This is a genomic window from Pseudomonas sp. BW16M2 (genome assembly GCF_014268865.1).
Taxonomy (GTDB): Bacteria; Pseudomonadota; Gammaproteobacteria; order Pseudomonadales; family Pseudomonadaceae; genus Aquipseudomonas; species Aquipseudomonas peradeniyensis.
Genome location: NZ_JABWRI010000003.1, coordinates 182,233 through 202,174, shown reverse-complemented (window position 1 = coordinate 202,174; position 19,942 = coordinate 182,233). Strand labels below are relative to the sequence as shown.

General features: G+C 64.9%; 19 protein-coding genes and 1 tRNA gene. 15 read left to right on the top strand and 5 right to left on the bottom strand.

Going from position 1 to position 19,942, the window contains the following annotated elements:
- The first annotated feature begins 30 nt into the window (after positions 1–30).
- Positions 31–3,774 carry an EAL domain-containing protein gene (locus HU735_RS05125; protein ID WP_186712675.1) on the top strand — a complete coding sequence of 1,248 codons (3,744 nt, stop codon included), beginning with the start codon at positions 31–33 and terminating at the stop codon, positions 3,772–3,774.
- 17 nt (positions 3,775–3,791) lie between these two features.
- A tRNA-Ile gene (locus HU735_RS05120) sits at positions 3,792–3,868 on the top strand.
- 80 nt (positions 3,869–3,948) lie between these two features.
- Here the strand turns inward: HU735_RS05120 and prfH are convergent.
- The gene (gene prfH, locus HU735_RS05115; protein WP_186712674.1) at positions 3,949–4,569 is read right to left on the bottom strand and encodes a peptide chain release factor H; all 621 of its coding nucleotides are present in this window, start codon (positions 4,567–4,569) and stop codon (positions 3,949–3,951) included.
- A complete protein-coding gene (locus tag HU735_RS05110; RefSeq protein ID WP_062575415.1) occupies positions 4,569–5,705 on the bottom strand; it encodes an RNA ligase RtcB family protein in 1,137 nt (378 codons plus the stop codon). The genes prfH and HU735_RS05110 overlap by 1 nt, the downstream gene beginning before the upstream one ends.
- A 525-nt stretch (positions 5,706–6,230) precedes the next feature.
- On the opposite strand from HU735_RS05110, the gene HU735_RS05105 reads away from it, so the two are divergent.
- From HU735_RS05105 to HU735_RS05095, 3 genes are all read left to right on the top strand, one after another.
- Positions 6,231–6,485, top strand: a complete 255-nt coding sequence (locus HU735_RS05105; RefSeq protein WP_186712673.1) for a type II toxin-antitoxin system RelE/ParE family toxin — start codon at positions 6,231–6,233, stop codon at positions 6,483–6,485.
- Positions 6,469–6,795 (top strand): helix-turn-helix transcriptional regulator, encoded by a 327-nt coding sequence (locus HU735_RS05100; RefSeq protein WP_186712672.1) that lies wholly within the window; start codon positions 6,469–6,471, stop codon positions 6,793–6,795. Before HU735_RS05105 ends, HU735_RS05100 begins: the two co-directional genes overlap by 17 nt.
- A 130-nt stretch (positions 6,796–6,925) precedes the next feature.
- Positions 6,926–7,297, top strand: a complete 372-nt coding sequence (locus HU735_RS05095; RefSeq protein WP_046857393.1) for a hypothetical protein — start codon at positions 6,926–6,928, stop codon at positions 7,295–7,297.
- 54 nt (positions 7,298–7,351) lie between these two features.
- Here HU735_RS05095 and HU735_RS05090 read toward each other — a convergent pair whose 3' ends face one another.
- Positions 7,352–8,047 carry a CatB-related O-acetyltransferase gene (locus tag HU735_RS05090; protein WP_186712671.1) on the bottom strand — a complete coding sequence of 232 codons (696 nt, stop codon included), beginning with the start codon at positions 8,045–8,047 and terminating at the stop codon, positions 7,352–7,354.
- 156 nt (positions 8,048–8,203) lie between these two features.
- On the opposite strand from HU735_RS05090, the gene HU735_RS05085 reads away from it, so the two are divergent.
- Entirely contained in the window at positions 8,204–8,665 is a 462-nt protein-coding gene (locus HU735_RS05085) for an Lrp/AsnC family transcriptional regulator (protein WP_088852407.1), read from the top strand.
- A 16-nt stretch (positions 8,666–8,681) separates the two neighbouring features.
- Here HU735_RS05085 and HU735_RS05080 read toward each other — a convergent pair whose 3' ends face one another.
- The gene (locus tag HU735_RS05080) at positions 8,682–8,972 is read right to left on the bottom strand and encodes a hypothetical protein (protein WP_186712670.1); all 291 of its coding nucleotides are present in this window, start codon (positions 8,970–8,972) and stop codon (positions 8,682–8,684) included.
- A 604-nt stretch (positions 8,973–9,576) separates the two neighbouring features.
- Here HU735_RS05080 and HU735_RS05075 point away from each other — a divergent pair.
- The 9 genes from HU735_RS05075 to HU735_RS05035 all read left to right on the top strand — a co-directional run bounded on the left by HU735_RS05075 (position 9,577) and on the right by HU735_RS05035 (position 19,621).
- The gene (locus tag HU735_RS05075; protein ID WP_186712669.1) at positions 9,577–11,259 is read left to right on the top strand and encodes an NAD(P)/FAD-dependent oxidoreductase; all 1,683 of its coding nucleotides are present in this window, start codon (positions 9,577–9,579) and stop codon (positions 11,257–11,259) included.
- Positions 11,260–11,275: 16 nt separating this feature from the next.
- Positions 11,276–12,058: a carbon-nitrogen hydrolase family protein gene (locus HU735_RS05070; RefSeq protein WP_186712668.1), complete on the top strand. Its 783-nt coding sequence runs from the start codon at positions 11,276–11,278 to the stop codon at positions 12,056–12,058.
- A gap of 52 nt (positions 12,059–12,110) precedes the next feature.
- On the top strand, positions 12,111–14,426 hold the full coding sequence (gene pqqF, locus HU735_RS05065; RefSeq protein WP_186712667.1) for a pyrroloquinoline quinone biosynthesis protein PqqF: 2,316 nt from the start codon (positions 12,111–12,113) through the stop codon (positions 14,424–14,426).
- Between the two features lie 171 nt (positions 14,427–14,597).
- Positions 14,598–14,669: a pyrroloquinoline quinone precursor peptide PqqA gene (pqqA, locus tag HU735_RS05060; RefSeq protein ID WP_003243383.1), complete on the top strand. Its 72-nt coding sequence runs from the start codon at positions 14,598–14,600 to the stop codon at positions 14,667–14,669.
- A 91-nt stretch (positions 14,670–14,760) separates the two neighbouring features.
- Complete coding sequence (pqqB, locus tag HU735_RS05055) at positions 14,761–15,672, top strand: pyrroloquinoline quinone biosynthesis protein PqqB (RefSeq protein WP_186712666.1); 912 nt, start codon at positions 14,761–14,763, stop codon at positions 15,670–15,672.
- Between the two features lie 27 nt (positions 15,673–15,699).
- Complete coding sequence (gene pqqC / locus HU735_RS05050) at positions 15,700–16,437, top strand: pyrroloquinoline-quinone synthase PqqC (RefSeq protein WP_186712709.1); 738 nt, start codon at positions 15,700–15,702, stop codon at positions 16,435–16,437.
- Complete coding sequence (gene pqqD, locus HU735_RS05045; RefSeq protein WP_186712665.1) at positions 16,434–16,709, top strand: pyrroloquinoline quinone biosynthesis peptide chaperone PqqD; 276 nt, start codon at positions 16,434–16,436, stop codon at positions 16,707–16,709. Before pqqC ends, pqqD begins: the two co-directional genes overlap by 4 nt.
- Positions 16,681–17,829: a pyrroloquinoline quinone biosynthesis protein PqqE gene (pqqE, locus tag HU735_RS05040; protein WP_186712664.1), complete on the top strand. Its 1,149-nt coding sequence runs from the start codon at positions 16,681–16,683 to the stop codon at positions 17,827–17,829. Before pqqD ends, pqqE begins: the two co-directional genes overlap by 29 nt.
- A complete protein-coding gene (locus HU735_RS05035; protein WP_186712663.1) occupies positions 17,810–19,621 on the top strand; it encodes a S9 family peptidase in 1,812 nt (603 codons plus the stop codon). Before pqqE ends, HU735_RS05035 begins: the two co-directional genes overlap by 20 nt.
- A 141-nt stretch (positions 19,622–19,762) precedes the next feature.
- Here the strand turns inward: HU735_RS05035 and HU735_RS05030 are convergent, their stop codons facing one another.
- Positions 19,763–19,921, bottom strand: a complete 159-nt coding sequence (locus HU735_RS05030; protein WP_009681539.1) for a YqaE/Pmp3 family membrane protein — start codon at positions 19,919–19,921, stop codon at positions 19,763–19,765.
- Between the last annotated feature and the right edge of the window lie 21 nt (positions 19,922–19,942).

The window sequence follows — 19,942 nt, the reverse complement described above, 5'->3', positions numbered from 1 at the left end:
CGAATCAGTCCCCCTGATCGAGAGGCCGCTATGCCCATGATGCCGGCCTTCCTGTTGCTGCTCCTGCTCGCCTGGAACACAACGGCCGGCGCCCTGACCCTGACCGACGAGGAACAAGCCTGGCTCAGCGCCCACCCGCAGCTGCGCCTGGGCGTCGATGCTTCATGGCCGCCGTTCGAATTTCGCGACCAGGAAGGTCGCTACCAGGGATTGGCCGCCGATTACATCGCCCTGATCCAGGAACGCCTGGGGATCACCCTCAAGCCGATCGAGCCCAGCAGCTGGACCGAAGTGCTCGCACAGGCACGCAGCAACCGTCTCGACCTGCTTCCCGGGATCATGTCCACCCCGGAGCGCCAGAACTACCTGGCCTTCACCCGCCCCTACCTGGACTTCCCGATCGTCATCCTCGCCCACTCCGGCGGCGCGCAACCACGCAACCTCAAGGACCTCTACGGCCTGAAGATCGCCGTAGTGGAAAACTACGCGCCCCACGAACTGCTGCGTACCCACCACCCCGACCTCAACCTGGTGGCCATGCCCAACGTCAGCTCGACCCTGCAGGCCCTGGCCACCGACGAGGTGGACGCGGTGGTCGGCGACCTCGCCTCGAGCATCTGGAGCCTGCGCCAACTCAAGCTGGACGGCCTGTACGTCAGCGGCGAAACGCCCTACCGCTATCAACTGGCCATGGCCGTGCCCCGCCAGCAGAAGGTGCTGGTCGGCATCCTCGACAAGGTGATGGCCGACATGAGCAGCAGCGAAGTCAGCCGAATCCAGCAACGCTGGGTGGGCAACGTCGTCGACCAGCGGACCTTCTGGCACGATGTCCTGCTCTACGGCCTGCCGGCGGTGCTGGTGCTGATGGCCATCCTGGCGGTGGTGATCCGCATCAACCGCCGCCTGAGCTCGGAGATTTCTCGGCGCATCGCCCTGGAGCAGGAACTGCGCAGCAGCGAGTACCACTATCGCGGCCTGATCGAGAGCCTGTCGGCGGTGGCCTGGGAAGCCGACGCCAACGACTTCAGCTACAGCTATGTCTCGCCCCACGCCGAGGACCTGCTCGGCTACCCCACGGGGGAATGGCTCAAGCCCGGCTTCTGGCGCAGCATCCTGCACCCGGAGGACGCCCTCTGGGCGCAGGCCTACTGCGACAGCGAGACAGCGGCCGGGCGCGACCACAGCCTCGACTACCGGGTGATCCGCGCCGACGGCCATACCCTGTGGGTGCGCAACATCGTCAGCATGATCGAGCACGGCCACAAGCCGCTGATGCGTGGGCTGATGATCGACATCAGTGAAACCAAGCACACCGAGGATGCCCTGCGCCTGTCGGAGCAGAAGTTCGCCTCGGTGTTCCAGCAATGCCCGGACATCCTGGTCATTGCCCGGCACAGCGATGGCTGCCTGCTGGAGGTCAACGAAGCCTTCGAGGAGCTGATCGGCCTGAATCCCACCCAGGTGATCGGCCGCACCGCCACCGAGCTCGGCCTGTGGGGCGTGGCCGGTACCGGCCCGGCATTGCTCGAACGCCTGCACCGGGGCGGTATCCGCAACCTGGAAATGACCTTCCGGCGCAGCAACGGCGAACTGTTCACTGGCCTGACCTCGGCCGAAACCTTCGAACTCGACAACATGCCGGCACTGGTGGTGGCGATCCGCGACATCAGCCAGCTCAAGGAAACCCAGCAGCAGTTGCAGACCTCCGAGGAGAAGTTCGCCAAGGCTTTCCACGCCTCCCCCGACGGGCTGCTGCTGTCGCGCCAGAGCGACGGCCTGCTGCTGGAGGTCAACGAAGGTTTCTGCCGCCTGACCGGCTACGACATCAGCACCACGGTCGACCAGACCTCGCTGGACCTGGGCATCTGGGTCGACCTCAACGAGCGCCAGCGCCTGGTCGACCAACTGCAGCGCGACGGTTTCGTACGCGACTTCAGCTGCCATATCCGCCGCAGCGACGGGCAGATCCGTCTCTGCGAGCTGTCCGCCCGGCCACTGCCGATCGGCGGCGTCGACTGCATGCTGACCATCGCCCGCGACATCACCGAGCGCCACCTGATGCAGGAAAAGCTGCAGCTGGCCGCCACGGTGTTCGAGAACACCGCCGAAGGCGTGCTGATCACCGACACCGACCAGCGTATCAGCGCGGTCAACCGCGCCTTCAGCGAGATCACCGGCTACAGCGAGATCGAAGCCCTCGGCCAGACCCCACGCCTGCTCGCCTCCGGCCAGCACGACAGTGCCTTCTACGCCGCCATGTGGCACCAGCTGACCGCCGAGGGCCACTGGCAGGGCGAGATCTTCAACAAACGCAAGAACGGCGAACTGTACCCCGGCTGGCTGACCATCAGCGCCGTGCGCAACCACGAGCGCGAGATCACTCACTTCGTCGCCGTGTTCGCCGACATCTCCAGCCTCAAGCACGCCCAGGCCAAGCTCGACTACCAGGCCCACCACGACCCGCTCACCGGCCTGCCCAACCGCGCCCTGTTCGAAAGCCGCCTGCAGGCCGCGCTGAACTGCGCCCAGATATCCAACCGCCAGGGCGCGGTGCTGTTCCTCGACCTCGACCGCTTCAAGCACATCAACGACAGCCTCGGCCACCCGGTGGGCGACCTGCTGCTCAAGGGCATCGCCCAGCGCCTCAAGGAGCAGGTGCGCGACGTGGACACCGTGGCCCGCCTGGGTGGCGACGAGTTCATCATCCTCCTGCCCGGCCTGCACAAGCCCAGTGATGCCAGCGCCATCGCCAACAAGCTGCTGGCCGGCTTCCACGCGCCGTTCCAGGCCGGCGAGCACGAGTTCTTCACCAGCGCCAGCATCGGTATCAGCTTGTACCCGCAGGACGGTACCGATGTCGCCAGCCTGATCCGCAACGCCGACGCCGCGATGTACCGTTCCAAGGCCAAGGGTCGCAACCGCGTCGAGGCCTACACCCGCGAGCTCACCACCCAGGCCAGCGAACGCATTGCCCTGGAACACGAGCTGCGCCGCGCCATCGAGCGCAACGAGCTGAGCCTGTGCTATCAGCCCAAGTTCAGCCTCAAGACCCAGAGCCTGGTCGGCGCAGAGGCGCTGGTCCGCTGGACCCATCCCACTTTCGGCGAAGTGCCGCCCGAGCAGTTCATCCACCTGGCCGAGGAGAACGGCACCATCCTGCAGCTCGGCGACTGGGTGCTGGAGCAGGCCTGCCGGCAGATGCACGCCTGGAAGAAGGCCTACCATGCCTTTGGCCCGCTCTCGATCAACCTGGCCGGTGCCCAGTTGCGCCAGCCCAGCCTGGCCCGGCGTATCGAACAGCTGCTGCGCAGCTATCAGCTCAAGGCCGGCGACCTGCAGCTGGAGATCACCGAGAACTTCATCATGAGCCAGGCCGAGGAAGCGCTGAGCGTGCTGCATCAGCTCAAGCTGCTGGGCGTGCAGTTGGCCATCGACGACTTCGGCACCGGCTACTCCTCGCTCAGCTACCTCAAGCGCCTGCCGCTGGACATCCTCAAGATCGACCAGTCGTTCATCCGCGGCCTGCCGGACGATCCCCACGACGCCGCCATCGCCCGCGCCATCATCGCCCTGGGCCGCAGCATGCAGCTGACGATCATTGCCGAAGGCGTGGAAAACCAGGCGCAGCAACGCTTCCTGGCCGCCGAAGGCTGCGAGCAGATCCAAGGCTACATCGTCAGCCTGCCACTGCCACCGAACGAGTTCGCGGCGACCTTTCTTCGCATAGCACAAACGGATCTTTCGGATGGCACGCTATCGAAACCCTCGTTATAATCCTGCGCACCTGCTGAGGGCCTATAGCTCAGTCGGTTAGAGCAGAGGACTCATAATCCTTTGGTCCACGGTTCGAGTCCGTGTGGGCCCACCAAACTGAAAGCCGCGCACTGCGCGGCTTTCGTGTTTTTGGCGGGACCACCTCAGATACAGTCCTATGGTCTCGCACACAATCTACTCGTCAGCCGGCTCGAAGCGCTCGCCACGAAACACCCGACGTGGATTGCCACGCTCGATGCGGTGATGGAACAACCGCCGCTCCGCGCGCAGTTCGCTGTCGACCTGCTCTGCCTGCTGCGCCAGGCGTTGACCGATGAGCAGCAGCGCCAAGCGTTTGTTGGCGTGCTGGCTACGCTCGCTCTGTACCTTGACGCTGACGCCGCTGGCCAGGTGCGTGGCGCGCACTGCCGAGTCGGTGGTGTTGACATGCTGACCACCCGGCCCGGACGAACGCAAGGTCTCGAAGTGGATCTCGCTCGCCAATTCCGGTGCCGGTGGCGCAAACCGTGCGCCCCCAAAGAACCAGTTCTTGCGCGCATGCCCCGGCCGGTACGGACTGCTGCACGTCCATTGCAGCGAGCCCGTCCAGTGATCCGCCAGGCGCTCGGCCTGCTCGCCATCCAGTGCCAGCAACACCGAGCGCAAGGTACCGCGCCGCGGCCCCGGCTCTTCTTCGAGTATCTGTACCGCCACGGCCTGGGCATCCGCTTCGGCCTGCAGCCTGAGCAATGCCTTGGCCACTGCCAGGGCACATTCTTCCGGCCCCTGAGCCGCCGAGAGTTGCAGTAGGATCATCAGCAGCACCCTCCGCGCGTCTTGTAGGTGAGCACCGGTTTCAGTCGTGCCAGCACGCGAACCAACCCCGCTTCACGCAAGGCCCCCACCACCGAGTCGATAGCCTTGTAGGCCTCCGGCGCTTCCTCGTAGATCAGCGCCCGGTCGGCGCAGATCACGCGGCTGCCTAGTGCCGTACGACTCAGTTGCTCGACGCTGTAGCGCGAGGCGAGGCGGTCCTTGCACTCGCTGCGCATCCATTTGCGTCCGGCGCCATGGGCCAGGGACAACAGGCTGCGCTCGTCGGCGATCGGCTGTACCAAGTAGCTGTAGTCGCCGCGCGAACCAGGGATCACCACCGCCCCCTGATCCGACGGTGTGGCGCCTTTGCGATGCAGCCAACCATCGAGCCCGTCGACCTGCGCTGGCGACACCAGGTTGTGGTTGATGTCGAGCAGTACATCACCATCGGCACGCAAGCGGTCGAGCATGCGCCGGGCAATCAACTGACGGTTGGCTTCGGCAAAACGCAGCGCGCCGTCGTGCCGGCCCAGGTAATGAGTGCTGGCCTCGCTGCCCGCCTCCAGTCCGTGATGACCGAACAGGTCGACCTGCTCACGCAAGATCGCCTCGCCCAAACCACGCGAGCCGCTGTGCACCAGCAACAGCAGGTGTTTGCGCTCGATGCCCAAGGCTGCCAGGGCCGCATCGTCGTAGCTTTCATCGAGCTGCTGCAGCTCGGCGAAGTGGTTACCACCACCAATGGTGCCTAGAGAACGCTCGTGCCCCGTGGCAGGCAAACCGAAGCTGGCGACGGCCTCCTGCCACGTCTCGTCGAGCGGCAGGTCGAGGTTGCCAAGGCGTTTCTCCAGCTTGTCCAGATGCAGCTTGGCGGTCGGGATGTCCGTGCGCCACAGCGCCATGCCACAGCCGATGTCATTGCCGACCAGCGCCGGGTACAAACGCCCCACGGAAAAGAATGCCGCGCCGACCGGATAGCCACGCCCCGGATGCAGGTCCGGCATGCCGGCCACCCGATGCATGCCCCCTAGGCGAGCGGTGGTTTCGAGTTGTTGGATCGCTTTTCCTTCGATCCAGGTGTCGTCCGCGGCGACCAATACGGCGCCGTCGGACAAATTGCGAATGCAAGTGCCCATAGTCCAATCCTGATGGGTTGAAACAAAAAGATGTTCGGATTGGCAGGCCAGAGGCCGGGCGTTGCGGTACCGCTAACGAGTAGCGGCGAATGCGTTCAAGCCAGGCGCGACCTGCAAAGGGTGATCGACTGTTGCATGATGTACCTCCTTTGCTGTCGGGTGAGAGAAGGCGGGCATCTTAGGTGTGTAATTGCCACCTTGCAACAACCTTGATCACACTTTTACCAGGAGAACAACGTCATGGCCGAAAAACCTGACCGCTCCGCGGTACAAAAAACAATACACTGGCAGTACAGTGCCCAGCTTCCACCCATTTCGCCAAATTACGCTAAACACCAGTAACCACCCACGGTTCGAGTCCGTGTGGGCCCACCACCTTCAAAGCCCCGAACTGCGCGGCTTTCGTGTTTTTGTCAGCCCTACCCCGCCCCAGCGAGCCCTTCATGCCAACCGGAACCGCCTCCCCACCTCGACAACACTTATAAATAACTTATAATTCAACCTTGGGAGCAAGGTGGAATGGGCATGAGCACGATCAGCTGGTCACGCAAGGCAGTCAAACAGCTCAGGAAGGTCAACAAGGCCGATCAGCCGAAGATCTACGATGCCACCCAGGCACTGGCCCACATGCCGAACGTCCAGAACGTCAAGACACTGGTCAATCATCAGTATGGCTACAGGCTGCGGGTCGGAAACTACCGCATCCTTTTCGACTGGGACGGCGGCGTGAAGATCGTAAACATCGAAGAGGTCAAGAAGCGCGATGAGCACACCTACTAACGTACAGATCATCAACGGGGCGGATGGCCGGCCAGCCTTCGTCGTGCTCCCTTACGCCGACTACATCGCCAGCCGCCCGAAGGATGACCTGGTACCCAATGCAGTCGTGGGCTACATGGTCAAAGACGGTTTGACCCCCATTGGCGCGTGGCGCAAGCACCTGGATCTCACCCAGGCTCAAGTGGCAGAGCGCCTGGGTATTTCCCAGTCGGCCTATGCCCAGCAGGAATCGGCCGAACGGCCACGCAAGGCTACCCGCGAGAAGATCGCCGCGGCGCTGGGTATTCCGTTGCAGTCCCTGGATTTATAGCTCGGGTCGCTCTGACCAGCGGCAAAGTGCCTTTAGCACACTCGTTCTATTTCGCCATCACTGCCGCGTTTCTAGAATCCCTCCATCGCTTCGGCACCGGGTCGGAGCCCAGTGATCGAGGGAACGTCACATGAACATCCAAGGAACGCTTGGGGCCCTGCTCGTTGTACCGATGCTGGCCACGCTCGCAGGTTGCGTGGCACCGGGCTCCTACAACCAGGGCCAGCAGCCCAGCCAGATGGCCGGCGGCAACGCCCCGTGCACGCCCAGTGCGACCGACAACCTGATCTCCACCGGCCGCAGCCTGCTCAGCATCGCCAACTCCGTGCTCGAAACCAAGAACAGCATGAATGGCACCTCGGCCACCTATGACCAACGCATGCAGCTTGCGGAGAACGCGCAGAAGGTCAACAAAGGCAACCAGATGCTCGACAACGTCGAGAGCATGACTGCTGGCCTGAAGTCGCCTTGCGCCACGGCGCAGACCAGTGCGTCACGTTGATCAAATCCGATCAGGGCTGCGCAGCAGCCCCGGTCGTGACAGATTCCCGGCAATTCAAGCCGACGTCAGCACCTTGCAGCCACGCCGCGAAATCTCGATCCTCGCGTAACTTGCCTCACCGAGCCCGCTGATCCGATCAAGACAGGCGGCAGGGTCATGCAGCGGCAGCTCCAGCAACTGCCGGGTATCGCGCTCCCACCAGCGCGATGCCAGTAGGCGCTCGATCATCGCCTCTGGGTATCGATAGCGCACGATCTTCGCCGGAAAGCCCGCCACCACCGCGTAGGGCGGTACGTCCCGGGTGACCAGGGCGCGGGTGGCGATGATCGCGCCCGTGCCCACCTCGACACCTTCCATGATCATCGCGCCCTCGCCGATCCACACGTCGTGACCGATACGCGCCGGTGTGCTCGGCGGTTCGTATTGCCACTGGGTGCCGGTGAACTGGAAAGGGTGGGAACTCAGCCAGTCGGTGGGGTGAGCGTATTTTTCCTGGCCGATGACCACCGCACTGCCAATGGAGCAGTAACGCCCGATCGATTCGACCACCTGCAGCGAACCGCCGCTGCGGATATAGGTATGAGCCCCGATCGAGACGTCGAGGGTGGCGGCGCTGACCGCCACATCGCCAATGCGCACTTCGGCCTCGAGCGCCAGCTTCGCCCGCTTGCCGAACTTGGAAATGCCTGTGCTCACCTTGCAACCGTGTTGGCGAATCCATCGCCGCCAGTACCAGTCCTTGAACTTCATGGGTCAATCACTCCTGCCATGGTCCAGGCTGCCCGATGGCAGCGGCCTGCCATCGTACCGTCTTGTCGGCGCAATGCCAGCCCCGGACGCCTCTGTGCGCCTTGCGCGAAGCGGTCACGCTTGCATAGGCTAGCAGCTCGACAAAAGAGACCTACCATGCCGGCCACCTCCTCCATCGCCCTTGACGCCATCGATCGCCAGTTGATCGCGCTGCTGCAGATCAATGCCCGCGAAAGTGTCGCCACCCTCGCCCGCCAGCTGGGCATCGCCCGCACCACGGTGAACTCGCGGCTCGAGCGCCTGGAGCGCAACAAGGTGATCACCGGCTATGGCGTGCGCCTGGGGCAGCGCCTGATCGGCGGCGGCCTGCAGGCGTACGTGGGGATCAAGGCGCAGCCGCGTTCGGGCAAGGACATCGTGCGCCACCTCAGCGCCATGGGGCAGGTCCAGCAACTGTGCGCGGTCAGTGGCGAGTTCGACTACGTGGCCTGGCTGCTCAGCGACTCGCCGGAGCAACTGGACCAGTTGCTCGACCTGATCGGTAGCCTCGACGGGGTGGAGAAGACCACCACATCGATCATCCTCAGCAGCAAGGTGGACCGCGGCCAGCCGGGCTGACCGCGGCCCCCGGCCCTCAGGCCTCCATCGCGTCGAGCAGCCCTTCCAGCAGCGCGCGTACCGTTTCCGCCGAATGCAGGATCGACCAGATCATCGCCCGCCCCGCTTCGGGGGCATGGTGCTGGGCGTAGTCGTCGGCGATTTCCTGGATGGCCCGGGCCAGCATGCTGGCGTGGACCAGGGCGTCGGCGGCATCGACGCCGGGGCGCACGGTGAAGATGGGGGGATGACTGGACTGGCAGGAGCAGGAGGACTGCTCGGTGGTTGGGTTCAGGGCGAGAGGTGGGTCGGGGACGATCTTTTTCATTGGTATTGCCTCCATTACCGGCTCAAGGAGGCCACCACGCAACCTTCTCACGGGAATGGGTGGCAGCCATGCGCGGGGTGAGAACCGGCGAAGTTGGAGGCTACATTCCGGCCAGGCAGAACCTGCCCGCGCACAGCTGCCATGACAGCATGCCTCCAATTTGATCGCCGGGTTCTCACGCCCGATCACCGAATAGGCGGTGACCGGCTGAAGTTAACCGCGAAGACTTACCCGCACAGCCAGACCGGAGCGACAGGACTTGTAGGATAGGTCTCGAAAAATTATCCGTCTGTAGGAAATGGACTCACCCCCGCGAGTTGATGGCGTGAAGGCCTCCAGGTGTCCGCCGAGAGTATTACAGCGCCTATGAAATCGAGCGCCGCGCGGGCGGCGCTCGTTCTCAAGAACACCACAAGGCCAACGCCGAACACCTTCCAGCAAGAAATCGTCACTATTTAAAATCACTAACCCATTAAGACGAAACAAAGCACATAACGACGCCAATCTGCACCTTAATTACGAACACCCCACTTCATAAAATGGCCACCAGGCATTCTCTATACTCAGGCTCCGCCCCCTGCGCAGCCCCTGGCAAGGTCATTACATGAACAAGAAAAACCGCCACCCCGCCGACGGCAAGAAACCCATCACCATCTTCGGCCCCGACTTCCCCTTCGCCTTCGACGACTGGCTGGAGCACCCGGCCGGTCTGGGCAGCATTCCCAAGGAGCGCCATGGCGAAGAGGTGGCGATCGTCGGTGGCGGCATCGCCGGGCTGGTGGCGGCCTACGAACTGATGAAGCTGGGGCTCAAGCCCGTGGTGTACGAGGCCTCCAAGCTGGGTGGCCGGCTGCGCTCGCAGGCATTCAACGGCACCGACGGCATCGTCGCCGAACTGGGCGGCATGCGCTTCCCGGTGTCGTCCACGGCGTTCTACCACTACGTCGACAAGCTGGGCCTGGAGACCAAGCCCTTCCCCAACCCGCTGACCCCGGCTTCGGGCAGCACGGTCATCGACCTGGAAGGCCAGACCTACTACGCCGAGAAGTCCGCCGACCTGCCGCAGCTGTTCCACGAAGTGGCCGACGCCTGGGCCGACGCTCTGGAGAGCGGCGCGCAGTTCGGCGATATCCAGCAGGCCATTCGCGACCGCGACGTGCCGCGCCTCAAGGACCTGTGGAACAAGCTGGTACCGCTGTGGGACGACCGCACCTTCTATGATTTCGTCGCCACCTCGCGCTCGTTCGCCAAGCTGAGCTTCCAGCACCGCGAAGTGTTTGGCCAGGTCGGCTTCGGCACCGGCGGCTGGGACTCGGACTTCCCCAACTCGATGCTGGAAATCTTCCGCGTGGTGATGACCAACTGCGACGATCACCAGCACCTGGTGGTCGGCGGCGTCGAGCAGGTGCCGCAGGGCATCTGGCGCCATGTGCCGGAACATTGCGCCCACTGGCCGGCCGGCACCAGCCTCAGCGGCCTGCACGGCGGCGCGCCGCGTACCGGGGTCAAGCGCATCGCCCGGGCCAGCGATGGTCGCCTGGCGGTCACTGACAACTACGGTGACGTGCGCCACTACGCGGCAGTGCTCACCACCTGCCAGAGCTGGCTGCTGACCACCCAGATCGACTGCGAGGAGTCGCTGTTCTCGCAGAAGATGTGGATGGCCCTGGACCGCACCCGCTACATGCAGTCGTCGAAGACCTTCGTCATGGTCGACCGGCCGTTCTGGAAGGACAAGGACCCGGAAACCGGTCGCGACCTGATGAGCATGACCCTCACCGATCGCCTGACCCGCGGCACCTACCTGTTCGACAACGGCGACGACAAGCCGGGGGTGATCTGCCTGTCCTACGCCTGGATGAGCGACGCCCTGAAGATGCTGCCGCACCCGACCGAAAAACGCGTGCAACTGGCCCTCGACGCGCTGAAGAAGATCTACCCCAAGACCGATATCGCCGGGCATATCATCGGCGACCCGATCACCATCTCGTGGGAAGCCGACCCGCACTTCCTCGGCGCCTTCAAGGGCGCGCTGCCGGGCCACTACCGCTACAACCAGCGCATGTACGCGCACTTCATGCAGCAGGACATGCCCGCCGAACAGCGCGGCATCTTCATCGCCGGTGACGACGTGTCGTGGACCCCGGCCTGGGTGGAAGGCGCGGTGCAGACTTCGCTCAATGCGGTGTGGGGTATCATGAACCACTTCGGGGGCCAGACCCACCCGGACAACCCCGGCCCGGGCGATGTGTTCCACGAGATCGGCCCGATCGCCCTGGCCGACTGAGCGAAGGAGTAGCGCCATGCGCATCGCCCTGTTCCAGGGCACGCCCAAGCCGTTGGACGTGCCCGGCAATCTCGAGCGCCTGCAGCACCAGGCCCAGCAGGCCGCCGCTCAAGGCGCGCAGTTGCTGGTGTGCCCGGAGATGTTCCTCAGTGGCTACAACATCGGCCTGGACCAGGTGGAACGCCTGGCCGAGGCCGAGGACGGCCCCTCGGCCATGAGCGTCGTCGAGATCGCCCAGGCGCACCGGATCGCCATCGTCTATGGCTATCCGGAGCGGGCCGACGACGGGTCGATCCACAACAGCGTGCAACTGATCGACGCCCATGGCCGCAGCCTGTGCAACTACCGCAAGACCCACCTGTTCGGCGAGCTGGACCGCTCGATGTTCAGCCCGGGCGCCGATCACTTCCCGGTGGTCGAGCTGGACGGCTGGAAGGTCGGGCTGCTGATCTGCTACGACATCGAGTTCCCGGAGAACGCCCGGCGCCTGGCGCTGAACGGTGCCGAGCTGATCCTGGTGCCGACGGCGAACATGGCGCCCTACGATTTCGTCTGCCAGGTGACCGTGCGCTCGCGGGCGCAGGAGAACCAGTGTTATCTGGTGTACGCCAACTACTGCGGCAGCGAGGGCGAGATCCGGTATTGCGGGCAGAGCAGCATCGTCGGGCCGGATGGCGATGTGCTGGTGATGGCCGGGGACGAAGAGGGGCTGTTGCTGGCGGACCTGCAACGCGAGCGGGTATTGAAAGGGCGGGAGGCGTTTCCCTACCTGGCGGACCTGCGTCGGGATCTGCATTGACAGCGAAAAGACCAGACCAGACAACCTCGGCATTGCGCGCTAGCATGGCGTCATGTCCGACGCCATTCGCCACCTCACCCTCGCCAACGGCCTGCACCTGACCCTGCGCCACGCCCCACGCCTCAAGCGTGCGGCGGCAGCGTTGCGGGTGCATGCCGGCAGCCACGACGCACCCGCGCGCTGGCCGGGCCTGGCGCACTTTCTCGAACATCTGTTCTTCCTCGGCAACAGGCGTTTTCCGCTGGACGACGGCCTGATGCGCTACGTCCAGGGCCTGGGCGGCCAGGTCAACGCCAGTACCCGCGAACGCACCACCGACTTCTTCTTCGACGTGCCCCCCGTAGCGTTGGCCGGTGGACTGGAGCGTCTGTGCCAGATGCTCGCCGAGCCGGACTTCGCCATCGAACGCCAGCGCCGCGAGCGCGAGGTGATCCATGCCGAGTTCATCGCCTGGTCGCGCAACCCCGAGACCCAGCGCCAGTTCGCCCTGTTGCAGTCGGTGTCGGCACGCCATCCGCTGAGCGGCTTTCACGCCGGCAACCGGCACAGCCTGCCGCTGGAAAGCCAGGCTTTCCAGCAAGGGCTGAGGCAGTTCCACCATGACTTCTACCAAGGCGGGCAACTCACCCTGAGCCTGGCTGGCCCGCAGTCGCTGGATGAACTGGCGCACCTGGGCAGGCAGTTCGGTGGCCTGTTCGCAAACGGCGCACGCGTCGCCCGGGTACAGCCACCCGCCTTGCTCGGCGCGCCATTGCACCAACCAGACGCCTGGGGCAACCGCCACGACCTGCTGTTCGCCCATGACGGACTGCCGGACGGCGCGGAGCAAGCGCTCGAACTGCTGCTGGACCAGCTCACCGACAGCCGGCCCGGTGGTTGGCTGAATGCCTTGCGCCAGCGCGGCTGGCTGCAGGGCTGCAAGGCGCAACAACTCCACGCCCATGCCGGGCAGTTGCTCTGGCATGTCCAGCTGCAGCTGTCGGACCAGGCCTGCCTGGACAAGACCCGGGAGTTGCTGCACGGCTGGCTGGGTTTTCTGCGACAACAGGACCACAAGCTGCTGAACGACCGTTTCACCCACCTGCAGCAACGCCATGAACAGGCTGCCAGCGCACTGGAACTGGCCCAGCGCGACAGTGCCGACCGGCCTTTCGCAGGGCTCGGGACACAAGGCCTGGAAGCCTTCGCTGCACTGCTGTGGGACCTGCCTTCCTCGGATGCCGGAGACTGGCAATTGCCCCCCGATGAAGCGCTGCTGGCAACCGAACTTCCCATGATCAACACGCCGTTGCCAGCAGGACTTGGTCTCGGTGACTGCCTGCCGCCCTCTCGCCAGTTTGCGAGCCTCGACCTGCGTTGGCACATTCCTTCGCCGCTGCGTCAGCGCATGCAGGTCGTTCTGCAACACAGTCTGCAACCCCTGCGCGAGCGTGCCGATCAGGCAGCGTTGCGACTGGGCTTCGAGGCCATTGGCGATTACTGGCAGTTGCGCCTCGCGGGGCACCCGCTGGCCGTGATCAATGCCACGCAGGAAGCCCTGACCTTGCTGCGCGCGCCAGCCTGGGAGCATTGGCACTCGCCAGCGGCAGCCGAACCGCCGCTGATTCCGATCCGTGCCCTGCTGAAGGCACTGCCGGACGCCTTACTGACGGGTGAAAAGCAACCGCAGCCAGCCTGCACCCTGGACCAGTCGCAGCTCGACGCACTCTGGCAGCAGGCACGCTGGCAGGGATTGGCACAAGGGTTCGCCCCCGCCCAACAGGGCGCCTTGGGCACGGCACTGCAAGGCCTCATGGGACAACCGATCGCCCCCTCGCCAGCGCGCCCGATCCTCGGACGCCACTGGCGGCAATTACCGACCTTGGGCAGCGAGCCCGCGCTGTTGCTGTTCTGCCCGCTGCCGGCTGATCTGCAGGCAGCCGGTCGACTGCTCGCGCACGTGTTACAAGGTCCGGTCTATCAGCGCCTGCGCGTCGAGCTGCAGCTGGGTTACGCGGTATTCAGCGCCTTTCGTCAGATCGAAGGCTACGCCGGGCTGCTGTTCGGCGTGCAATCGCCGCACGCCAGCCACGCACAGATCCTGGGCCATCTGCTGGACCTCCTGCGCCAGGGCGTCGCGCTGGCCCCAGCGGCGCGAGCGCAGCTGGCCGATCAGTTCGACGAGACAGCGATGACCAACGCCGATGTCACGCAATGGGCCTGGCAGGCACATATCGCGACACACAATGCCGACCTGTCGCGCATGCGAGGGTCTATCCTCAATGTCGAACAAGGCCAGTTGGATGCGTTGCTCCAGCAGTTGCTCGATGCAAGGCACGGTTGGCTATGCTTGGCCAACGCCAGTGCCCCGGACGCCGAATGGCTATAAAAAAATGGCGGGATTGTTACCGTAAATGCAATGGCGCTTTTCGAAGAATTAACCTTTCGGTACAAATTTTTCTTGTAAGATAGCGCAATCTCGGCCAATGGAACCTCTCTCTCCGGGGAGTACCCAATAGTGAGCCGACCACCCCAAACCCCATCCGGAAGGAGCAAGCCCATGTGGACCAAACCTGCATACACTGACCTGCGTATCGGCTTCGAAGTGACCATGTACTTCGCCAACCGTTAAGCGGCTGCGCGGTTCGACGCCCCGGCCCGCCGGGGCGTTTGCGTTTTTCCGATACGGCTTTCGGGCCAACCTTTGCGGCTAGAGAGTAACCATGTACATCCAGATCCTCGGTTCCGCCGCCGGTGGCGGGTTCCCCCAGTGGAACTGCAACTGCGTCAACTGCAAGGGCTACCGTGACGGTACCCTGCGCGCCACGGCGCGCACCCAGTCGTCCATCGCCCTGTCCGACGACGGCGAGCACTGGATCCTGTGCAATGCCTCACCGGACATCCGCGCCCAGCTCCAGGCGTTCGCGCCGATGCAGCCGGCCCGCGCCCTGCGCGACACCGGTATCGACGCCATCGTCCTGCTCGACAGCCAGATCGACCACACCACCGGCCTGCTCAGCCTGCGCGAGGGCTGCCCACACCAGGTGTGGTGCACCGACATGGTTCACCAGGACCTGACTACCGGCTTCCCGCTGTTCAACATGCTCAGCCACTGGAACGGCGGCCTGGTGTGGAACCGCATCGAGCTCGAAGGCAGCTTCGTCATCGATGCCTGCCCGAACCTGCGCTTCACCCCCTTCCCGCTGCGAAGTGCCGCGCCGCCCTATTCCCCGCACCGTTTCGACCCGCACCCGGGCGACAACCTCGGGCTGCTGGTGGAGGACACCCGTACCGGCGGCAAGCTGTTCTACGCACCGGGCCTGGGCCAGGTCGACGCCAAGCTGCTGGAGATGATGCACGGCGCCGACTGCCTGCTGGTCGACGGCACCCTGTGGGAGGATGATGAAATGCAGCGCCGCGGCGTCGGCACCCGCACCGGCCGCGAGATGGGTCATCTGGCGCAGAACGGCGCAGGCGGCATGCTCGAGGTGCTGGACGGCTTCCCGCGCCAGCGCAAGGTGCTTATCCACATCAACAACACCAACCCGATCCTCGACGAAGACTCGCCGGAACGCGCCGAAGTGCAGCGCCGGGGCGTGGAAGTCGCCTTCGATGGCATGAGCATCGAGTTGTAAGGAGGCCCTGTGAGCGACGCAACGCCGATGTCCCCCGCCGAATTCGAGCAGGCCCTGCGCGCCAAGGGCGCCTACTACCACATCCATCACCCCTACCATGTGGCGATGTATGAAGGCCGCGCCAGCCGCGAGCAGATCCAGGGCTGGGTGGCCAACCGCTTTTACTACCAGGTCAACATCCCGATGAAGGATGCGGCGATCCTGGCCAACTGCCCGGACCGCGAAGTGCGCCGCGAGTGGATCCAGCGCCTGCTCGACCACGATGGTGCGCCCGGCGAGGACGGCGGCATCGAGGCCTGGTTGCGCCTCGGCCAGGCCGTGGGCCTGGACCCCGACCAGCTGCGCAGCCAGGAGCTGGTGCTGCCCGGCGTGCGCTTCGCGGTCGACGCCTACGTCAACTTCGCCCGCCGCGCCAGCTGGCAAGAAGCTGCCAGCAGCTCGCTGACCGAACTGTTCGCCCCGCAGATCCACCAGTCGCGCCTGGACAGCTGGCCGCAGCACTATCCGTGGATCGACCCAGCCGGCTACGAATACTTCCGCACCCGCCTGGGCCAAGCCCGGCGCGATGTGGAACACGGCCTGGCGATCACCCTGGCGCACTACACCACCCGCGAGGGCCAGGAGCGCATGCTGCAGATCCTGCAGTTCAAGCTGGATATCCTGTGGAGCATGCTCGACGCCATGAGCATGGCCTATGAACTGAACCGCCCGCCCTACCACAGCGTCACCCGCGAGCGGGTCTGGCACAAGGGGATCGCCTTATGAGCTTCAACCGTCAACAGGTGCCCGCCTGGCGCCCCGGCTACCGTTTCCAGTACGAGCCGGCGCAGAAGGGCCATGTGCTGCTGTACCCCGAGGGGATGATCAAGCTCAACGACAGCGCTGGGCTGATCGGCGGGCTCATCGATGGCCAGCGCGATGTCGCGGCGATCATCGCCGAACTCGAGCGGCAATTCCCCGGTGTGCCCGAAGTCGCCGACGACATCGAGCAATTCATGGAGGTGGCCCGTGCCGAACACTGGATCACCCTCGCCTGAGGTACCAGTAGGCCTGCCGCTGTGGCTGCTGGCCGAACTCACCTACCGCTGCCCGCTGCAGTGCCCGTACTGCTCCAACCCGCTGGACTTCGCCGAGCAGGGCAAGGAGCTGAGCACCGAGCAGTGGTTCAAGGTGATGGCCGAGGCCCGCGAGATGGGCGCGGCGCAGATCGGCTTCTCCGGCGGCGAGCCGCTGGTGCGCCAGGACCTCGCCGAGCTGATCGGCGAAGCCCGTCGCCTGGGCTACTACACCAACCTGATCACCTCCGGCATCGGCCTGACCGAGCAGAAGATCGCCGCGTTCAAGCAGGCCGGGCTGGACCATATCCAGATCAGCTTCCAGGCCAGCGACGAGCAGGTGAACAACCTGCTGGCAGGCTCGAAGAAAGCCTTCGCGCAAAAGCTGGAGATGGCCCGGGCGGTGAAAGCCCATGGCTACCCGATGGTGCTCAACTTCGTCACCCACCGGCACAATATCGACAAGATCGACCGCATCATCGAGCTGTGCCTGGCCCTGGAGGCCGACTTCGTCGAACTCGCCACCTGCCAGTTCTACGGCTGGGCGCACCTCAACCGCCTGGGCCTGCTGCCGACCCGCGCCCAGCTGGAGCGGGCCGAGCGCATCACCAACGAGTACCGGGACAAGCTCAAGGCCGAAGGCAAGCCGTGCAAGCTGATCTTCGTCACCCCGGATTATTACGAAGAGCGCCCCAAGGCCTGCATGAACGGCTGGGGCAGCCTGTTCCTGACCATCACGCCGGATGGCACCGCGTTGCCCTGCCATGGCGCGCGCCAACTGCCGGTGCAGTTCCCCAATGTACGTGACCACGACCTGCGGCATATCTGGTACGACTCATTCGGCTTCAACCGCTTCCGCGGCTATGACTGGATGCCCGAGCCGTGCCGCTCGTGCGACGAGAAGGAAAAGGACTTCGGCGGCTGCCGTTGCCAGGCCTTCATGCTCACCGGCGACGCCAGCAAGGCGGACCCGGTGTGCGGCAAGTCGCCGGACCATGGCATCATCCTCAACGCCCGCGAGGAGGCCGAACACGCAACGCTGGAGATCGAACAGATGACCTTCCGCAACGAGCGCAATTCCCATGTCATCGCCCGTGGCTGAGTTCAGCGCCGCCCAGGCGGTGGCCGCCGGCACCGATTTCGCCGAGCTCAAGGTCGGCGCGCAAGGTGTGTTCTGGAACGAGTTCCGCCCCGCCGATGGCGCCTGCCGGGTCTGGCACTGGCGCGATCAGCAGGCCCGCTGCCTGACCCCGGACGGGTTCAGTGTGCGTAGCCGGGTCTATGAGTACGGTGGCGGCAGCTTCTGCCTGGGCGACAACGGGCTGGTGTTCGTCAACGAAAAGGACCAGCAGGTCTACCTGCAGGCCCTGGATGGCAGCCCACCACGCCCGCTTACCCACGCCGACGACTGCCGCTATGGTGATGTGCAATGGCAGGCCGGCCAGGTGCTGGCCGTCGAAGAGCAGCATGGCGAACAGGTCGTGCATCGCCTGGTGAGCCTCTCGACGGAGCATCGGCAAATCCTGGCCGAAGGAGCCGACTTCTACGCCTCCCCCACGCTGAGTCCAGACGGCTGCCGACTGGCCTGGATCGAATGGGACCGCCCGGCCCAACCCTGGACCGTCACCCGCCTGATGTGCCGGGAACGCGAACCTTCTGGCGCCTGGGGCCCGGCATGCTGCATCGCCGGGCAGGACGAATCGCTGCAACAGCCACGCTTCGATGAGCAAGGCCGCTTGTATTGCCTGTCCGACCGCGACGGTTTCTGGCAGCCCTGGGGCGAACTCGACGGCCACTGGCAACACCTGCCCGCCGCGCCCGCCGACCATGCCGCCGCCCCCTGGCAACTGGGCGCCAGCACCTGGCTGGCCCTTGGCCCCGCCAGCTACCTGGCCAGCTGGTTCGAGGACGGCTTCGGGCAACTGGGGCTGCGCCGCGCCGATGGCGAGGTGGAGCGTTATGCCAGTGCGTACACGCGTTTTCGTAGCCTGGCGTTGGAGGACGGACAGCTCTATGCCGTAGCCGCTTCACCGATCAGCCCAGCGGCCGTGATCGCCATCGACCGGCGCAGCCACGAAGTCCAGGTGCTGGCAGGTGGCGCCGAGGTGTTGCCCGCCGAGGACATCAGCCTCCCACAGCCGATTCGTTACGCCAGTGGCGAAGGCACCGCCCACGGGTTCTTCTACCCCGCCATGCAAGGCACAGGTGGGCCATCGCCACTGGTGGTGTTCATTCACGGTGGCCCGACTTCGGCCTGCTACCCGGTGCTCGACCCGCGCATCCAGTACTGGACCCAGCGCGGCTTTGCCGTCGCCGACCTCAACTACCGGGGCAGCAGCGGCTATGGTCGCGCCTACCGCCAGGCACTGCACCTGAACTGGGGAGCGAGTGATGTGGAAGATGCCTGCGCGGCGGTCGCCCATCTTGCCGGCCTGGGCCTGATCGACCCTGACCAGGCCTTCATTCGTGGCGGCAGCGCCGGCGGCTACACCACCCTTTGCGCCCTGGCCTTTCGCGACGTCTTCCGCGGCGGCGCCAGCCTCTACGGTGTCAGCGACCCCGAGGCGCTGGGCCGGGCTACCCACAAGTTCGAAGGCGACTACCTGGACTGGCTGATCGGCGACCCCCGGCGCGATGCCGAGCGTTATCGCCAGCGTACGCCGCTGTTGCACGCCGGGCGGATCAAGGTGCCGGTGATCTTCTTCCAGGGTGAGCTGGATGCGGTGGTGGTGCCGGAGCAGACCCGCAGCATGCTTGAAGCGCTCGAGGCCAATGGTATCGAGGCTGAGGGGTATTTCTACGCAGGCGAGCGGCATGGCTTTCGCCAGGCGGCGAACCTGGCGCATGCGCTAGAGGAAGAGTGGAAGTTCTACTGCCGGTTGCTTGGCCGGTAGGGCAAACGTCGTTCCAGGCTTCAACCGGAACGGCGTGGGAGCGGGCTTGCCCCGCGAGGCGGTGCCTGGCAGCGGCTTCGCCGGTGTTCGCGGGGCCAGCCCGCTCCCACGCTGATCATGCTTGCAGAGCGGTCTTTGATCTCAGCGCTTGGCGATGATGTACACCGCATGCACGATCCCGGGGATATAACCCAGCAAGGTCAGCAGGATATTCAGCCAGAACGCCCCGCCGAACCCCACCTGGAGGAATACGCCCAGCGGCGGCAGGATGATGGCGATGATGATGCGGATGAAGTCCATGTGCTGCGCTCCTTGAGGGTG